Below are 6,639 nucleotides of genomic sequence, written 5' to 3'. Positions count from 1 at the left end.
CGCCGATGCCCAATAGTCATAGCCGTAGGTCGGCCATTCATGGCCGACATGAAAAACTTGCTCCGCCAGAAAAAGCATAACGGTGGGTCAAGACCCACCCTACTACTCACACAAGGAACCCGATGCAACACCCCCTCGTCCTCCCCTGCGCCAAAGGCAGCGAACAAGTCCTCCTTCATGAGGCCGAAACCCTCGGCCTGCAAAACGCCCGCCTTGGCGTCGCCGTCGTCTCCGGCACGGGCGACCTCGAAACCGCCTACCGCCTCTGCCTCTGGTCGCGCATCGCCAGCCGCGTCCTCTGGCTTGTCGCCGAAGGCGAAGTCGCCAACCCCGACGACATCTACGCCCTCGCCCGCGCCGTCCCCTGGGACGAACACATCGACGCCGACAGCACCTTTGCGGTGAACTTCAACGGCATCGGCCAGGGCATCCGCAACACCCAGTTCGGCGCGCTCAAAGTCAAAGACGCCATCGCCGATCACCTGCGCGACACCCTGCACCGCCGCCCGGACGTGGACGCGAAAAACCCCGACATCAGCATCGATGCCCACCTGCGCAAAGGCCGCCTCACCCTCGCCCTCGACCTCGCCGGTGGCAGCCTGCACCAGCGCGGCTACCGCCTCGCGCACGGCGCCGCGCCCATCAAAGAACACCTCGCCGCCACCCTGCTTTACCGCGCGGGCTGGCCGCAACTCGCCGCCGACGGCCATAACCTCATCGACCCGCTTTGCGGCAGCGGCACCCTGCTGCTCGAAGCCTTGCTGATGGCGGCCGACATCGCTCCGGCGCTGACACGGCAACATTTCGGCTTCAGCCACTGGCAAAGCCACAAACCGGCGGTGTGGAAACGCCTGCTCGAAGAAGCGCGCGAGCGGCGCGAAGCGGGACTGTCGCGCCTTGACCTGAAAATCTGGGGCTACGACCACGACGGCGCGACCCTCGCCAGCGCGCGTGACAACGCCACCCGCCTCGACCTCGGCCACTGCCTCCATCTGGAGCGGCGCGAACTCGCCCGCTTCACCGCCCAACCCGGCTACGGCGCGCGCGGCCTCATCATCACCAACCCGCCCTACGGCGAACGCCTCGGCACCCTGAGCGAACTCGTCGGCACCTACGACGCCCTCGGCGCGGCCTACAAAACCTTCCCCGCTGACTGGCAAATGGCGATTATCAGCAGCAACCCCGACCTCCTCAAACGCCTGCGCCTGCAACGCCACAAAACCTACCAAGCCTACAACGGCGGCATCGAAACCCAAATCGCGCTCTACCTGCGCAGCGAACAACACGAAACAGAAGGACAAACACACGACCCCGCCGCGCCGGTGGACGAACAGGCGCGCATGCTCGCCAACCGCCTGCGCAAAAACCGCCGCGCCGCCGTGAAAGCGGCCGCCGCCGCCGACACCGACGCCTACCGCGTTTACGACCAGGATATGCCCGAATACGCCGTCGCGGTGGACATCTACGGCGACCACGTCCACGTGCAAGAATACGCGCCGCCGAAAACCGTCGCCCCGGAAAAAGCGCGCAAACGCCTGCTGGACGCGCTGCACCTCATCCCGCAAATACTGGAAATCCCCGCCGCCAACTTGGTGCTGAAAACGCGCGAACGCCAGCGCGGCAGCGCTCAATACCAAAAACAGGCGGCGCGCGGCGAGTACCTCACCGTGCGCGAAGGCGCGGCAAAACTCTTGGTGAACCTGCACGACTACCTCGACACCGGCCTCTTCCTCGACCACCGCCCGCTGCGCCACCGCATCCATGAAGAAGCCCGCGACAAACGCTTCCTCAACCTCTTCTGCTACACCGCCAGCGCCAGCGTGCAGGCGGCACTGGGCGGCGCGGCACACACCACCAGCGTTGATTTGTCGCAAACCTACCTTGACTGGGCGCACCGCAACTTCGACGCCAACGAACTGGACAGCCGCCACCGCCTCATCAAGGCAGACGTGATGGCGTGGCTGCAAGAAGGAGAGGCGCAGTACGACCTCATCCTCTGCGACCCGCCGACCTTCTCCAACACCAAAAAAGAACAGCGGGTGTTTGACGTACAACGCGACCACGTTGCGCTGATAGAGCGCTGCATGAAGCGCCTCGCCCCCGGCGGCACGCTCTATTTCTCCAACAACTACCGCGGTTTCAAACTCGACCCCGCCATCAGCGCGCGCTACCACTGCGAAGACATCAGCGCCGCCACCATCGGCTTTGACTTCGCCCGCCGCCCCAATATCCACAAGGCGTGGAAAATTACTGCGCGGGGATGATGCAGTCATGAAAAAAGCCGGATAGCAATCCGGCTTTTTGTTGGGCAATCGCAGCGGGTCATCAGAACGAGCGGCTGAAGTCCAGATAGACTTTGCTGGTGTCGTAGCTGTAGAACTTGTTGTTGCTGTCGATTTTGCTGTAGGAGAAGACGAGGCGCGGGGTGATGCCGAGGAAGTGGATGTTGCGGTGCCACAGCGCGAGGTTGACGTTGTATTCGTTGTCGCGGCGCTTGATGTTGAAGAAGTCCTTGTCCTTGGCGAAGCGCTTGCCGTAGCTGCCCATCAGGCGGGTGGAGACGCCTTTGCCCCATTCTTGTCCCCAGCCGAGGCGGGTACCGAAGCGGTTGTAGGCGTCGCTGGCGCTGCGCGCGCTTTTGTGGCTCAGATCCAGCCCGGCGAACCAGTATTGTTTTTGGCTCGGCGAGAACATGACGGTGTTGCCCATGCTGATGCGGTTGCCGTCCAGGTAGTTGTACATATCGATGTGCTTGTCGTAGCTGTATTCGACGTTGTTCTGCCAGCGCCAGCGCGGGGTCATCCAGTAGGAGGTATCGACGCGCAGACCGGCGGATTTGGAGTAGTTGTGCAGGTTGCCGTCGCCGTTGCTGCCGCGTCCGTAGAAGCGGGTTTGTACGAACGGGGTCACTTCGACGTCAATGCGCGCGTTGCGGAAGCCGCCACCGGCGGCAACGCGGGCGGTGATGTCGTTGTAGTTTTTGTTGTTGTAGTAGTACACGCCGCTGAGATCACCGTGCAGCGAGCTGTAGAAGTTGTCGTTGATGGACCATTTTTTGTCGGCGCCGACGCTGTAGCTGATGCCGTTGGCTTTTTCCTGGTCGCGGTTGGAGGTGAAGCTGCGGCCATTGCCGAGCTCAATGCGGGTGCCTTTGGGGGCGACGCCGTTGACGTTGTCGTCGCGCAGGTAGCTCAGGCTGCCGTTGAATGACCACTGGTCGCGGCGGTCAATGGCGGCGATGTAGTCATCGAGCGCCTTGCGGTCGGCTTCGGAGACATCCGAGCTGCGCAGTTTTTGCAGTTGCTCTTTGGCGGCAATCATTTCGTTGTTGCGGTAGAGCGCAAGCGCGGTCTGGAAGCGCAGCATCCGGTTGTCCGGCAGGTTGGAGATGAGTTTGCGGTAGAGGCGGACGGCATCGCCGGTGCGGTTTTCGTTCATGGCGATGATGGCGTTGCCCCAGTCAATGAGCGAGTCGTCGCGGTTCGGCACTTCGGCGTAAATCGGCAGCAGCAGCTTGAGACCGTCGGTTTCGTTGCGGCGGATGAGTTCGACCAGCAGTTTTTCCAGCTCTTCCGGGTGGGCTTTCAGGTATTCCGGGGTATAGACGATGTCTTTTTCCGGGCCGGCGGCGTCGCTCGGCAGGGTGTTGGCGGGGCGGACGGCGGGCAGTTTTGGCGCGTTTTCTACCGCTCTTTTGTCAATGTTGTCTTCGGAGAGGCGCTCGTTGCCGCGGTCAAGGGGAACGGCGGTGTTTTGTGCCGCCGCCGGAAGGGTGGCGAGCATCAGGGCGGACAGGGCGAGGGGGGTTATTCGGGTGATGTTCATGGGCTTCTCGTGTTGTTGTGAGGGGATAACGCAAAGCGGCACATTATAAAGCAAACTTTTTTCCCTTTGCCATGAATCCGTAGCAAAGTGAAGATGATGGCGGCGCGCGGAATGTCTGCAATACGGCATTTCATTTCCTTAATTAAGGCGAGAGGCGTATGATTTCGGCAAATTCACCCCGATGGAGAGATCCCATGCTAAGCAGCAATCAAAAATATGAATACCGCGCCCCCGGCAGCGACGTGCAGAGCCTGAAAGAAGCGCTGGTGTACAAGCTCATTTTCGGTCTGGGTTGCCCGCCTGCCGAGGCGACCAAAACCAACTGGTTGAACGCCGCGCTGCTGGTGGTGCGCGACCTTGCTGCCGAACGCTGGCTGCAAAGCACGCGCTATTCCCGCCGCGAAAACCTGCGCCGCGTCTATTACCTCTCCATGGAATTTCTGATGGGGCGGGCGCTGTCAAACGCGCTCATCGCCGAAGACGTTTATGACAACCTGGGCGCGGCGCTGGCCGAACTGGGACAGGATTTGAATGAGATCATCGCCGAAGAAGGCGATCCGGGTCTGGGCAACGGCGGCCTGGGACGTCTCGCCGCCTGCTTCATGGACAGCCTGGCGACGCTGCGCATCCCGGCGATGGGCTATGGCATCCGCTACGAATACGGGATGTTCCGCCAGGACATCGAAAACGGCAAACAGGTCGAGCGGCCGGACACCTGGACCGAGCAGGACATCGCCTGGCAATTCCGCCGCCCAAGCAAACACTACACCATCCGCTTTGGCGGCAACATCCACTACCAGGGCGAACAGTGCATCTGGAACAACAGCGACCAAATCACCGCGCTCGCTTACGACCAGATTATCCCCGGCTACGGCACCGCGGCGGCGAACACCCTGCGCCTGTGGACGGCACACGCCGGCGACACCTTCAACCTCGGCGACTTCAACCGCGGCGACTACTTCGCTGCCATCGAAAAACAAACCACCTCAGAAAACGTCTCGCGCGTCCTCTACCCGGACGACTCCACCGCCGTTGGCCGAGAGTTGCGCCTGCGCCAGGAATACTTCCTCACCTCCGCCTCCGTGCAGGACATCGTCCGCCGCCACCTCAAAGAAAACCCGGACATCAGCACCCTGGTCGATACCGTCGCCATCCACCTGAACGACACCCACCCGGTGCTCGCCATCCCCGAACTCATGCGCATCCTGATTGACGAACACCGCGTCAAATGGGACGACGCCTGGGCGGCCTGCGGCAAAATCTTCAGCTACACCAACCACACCCTGATGGGCGAAGCGCTGGAAACCTGGCCGGTGGAAATGATGGGCCGCGTCCTGCCGCGCCACCTGCAACTCATCTTTGAAATCAACGAACACTTCCTCGATGGCCTGCGCAAACAGGGTTACGACGGCGATTTCATCCGCCGCGTCTCCCTCATTGACGAAGGCGGCGAACGCCGGGTGCGCATGGCATGGCTGGCGGTTATCGGCTCGCACAAAATCAACGGCGTCGCCAAAATCCACTCCGACCTCATGGTCAAATCCATCTTCGCCGACTTCGCCCGCCTCTACCCCGAACGCTTCACCAACGTGACCAACGGCGTCACCCCGCGCCGCTGGATAGCGCTGGCCAACCGCGACCTCGCCGCACTCATCGACCGCCACATCGGCGCCGACTGGCGCGTTCACCTCGAACAACTGACCAAGCTCAAAGCGCTGCAAGAAGACGCCGCCTTCCGCGCCGACATCCGCGCCGTCAAACGACAAAACAAACAGCGCCTCGCCGACTGGATTGAAGCCGAACTCGGCATCACCGTCAGCCCGGATGCCCTCTTTGACGTCCAAATCAAGCGCATCCACGAATACAAACGCCAACTGATGAACATCCTCCACATCATCAGCAGATACAACCGCATCCTCAAAAACCCGGATGCCGACTGGGTGCCGCGCGTCTTCATCTTCGCCGGCAAAGCGGCGAGCGCCTACTATGCGGCGAAAAAAATCATCCACCTCATCAACGACATCGCCAACGTCATCAACAACGATGGCCGCATCCGCGACCTCATCAAAGTCGTCTTCATCCCCAACTACGGCGTCAGCCTGGCGCAGCTCATCATCCCGGCGGCGGACATCTCCGAACAAATCTCGCTCGCCGGCACCGAAGCCAGCGGCACCAGCAACATGAAATTCGCATTGAACGGCGCACTCACCGTCGGCACGCTGGACGGCGCCAACGTCGAAATCCTGAATGCCGTCGGCGAAGAAAACATCTTCATCTTCGGCAACACCGTCGAACAAGTCGAAGCGCTGCGCCAGCGCGGCTACTCACCGCTGCTCTACCTCGAAAACGACCCCGAGCTGCACGAAACCGTCATCCAGATAACCTCCGGCGCCTTCTCACCGGAAGAGCCGAGCCGCTACCACGAAAACCTGCACATCTTCAGCGACTACTACCAGGTACTGGCCGACTTCCGCAGCTACGTCGAAGCCCAGGGACGGATTGACCGCCGCTACCGCGACCAGGACGCCTGGGCAAGATCGGCAATCGCCAACATCGCCAACATGGGCTACTTCTCCTCCGACCGCTCAATCGAGGACTACGCCAAAAACATCTGGCACATCAAACCGCTGCCGGAAGTACCGGTAGAAAACAACAACGCCAACGTGCTGAGCGAAGTCCCGGAAAGCTCCGCCCCGCCACAACCGGCCAAACCCGTCGCCAAGACGGACAAGAAAAAAGGCCAATAACCGCCGCAAAAAAAAAACCGCCCTTCGGGGCGGTTTTTCATGGCGTGCCTGTCGCATCACGGTCTGG

Annotated in this window: 3 protein-coding genes; 2 read left to right on the top strand and 1 reads right to left on the bottom strand. The window is 61.4% G+C overall.

Annotated elements, in window-relative coordinates; translation table 11 throughout:
- Positions 1–122 precede the first annotated feature (122 nt).
- Positions 123–2,264: a bifunctional 23S rRNA (guanine(2069)-N(7))-methyltransferase RlmK/23S rRNA (guanine(2445)-N(2))-methyltransferase RlmL gene (gene rlmKL, locus Q0349_RS13180; protein WP_298081475.1), complete on the top strand. Its 2,142-nt coding sequence runs from the start codon at positions 123–125 to the stop codon at positions 2,262–2,264.
- Between the two features lie 61 nt (positions 2,265–2,325).
- Here rlmKL and Q0349_RS13175 read toward each other — a convergent pair whose 3' ends face one another.
- Positions 2,326–3,825 carry a surface lipoprotein assembly modifier gene (locus Q0349_RS13175; RefSeq protein ID WP_298081474.1) on the bottom strand — a complete coding sequence of 500 codons (1,500 nt, stop codon included), beginning with the start codon at positions 3,823–3,825 and terminating at the stop codon, positions 2,326–2,328.
- Between the two features lie 194 nt (positions 3,826–4,019).
- Between Q0349_RS13175 and Q0349_RS13170 the strand changes: the two genes are divergently transcribed.
- Complete coding sequence (locus Q0349_RS13170) at positions 4,020–6,572, top strand: glycogen/starch/alpha-glucan phosphorylase (protein WP_298081473.1); 2,553 nt, start codon at positions 4,020–4,022, stop codon at positions 6,570–6,572.
- The last annotated feature ends 67 nt before the right edge of the window (positions 6,573–6,639 follow it).

It is taken from the genome of uncultured Cardiobacterium sp., from assembly GCF_938028185.1.
Lineage (GTDB): Bacteria > Pseudomonadota > Gammaproteobacteria > Cardiobacteriales > Cardiobacteriaceae > Cardiobacterium.
The sequence above is the reverse complement of the archived record's forward strand: the minus strand, read 5'-3'. Positions and strand labels throughout refer to the sequence as shown.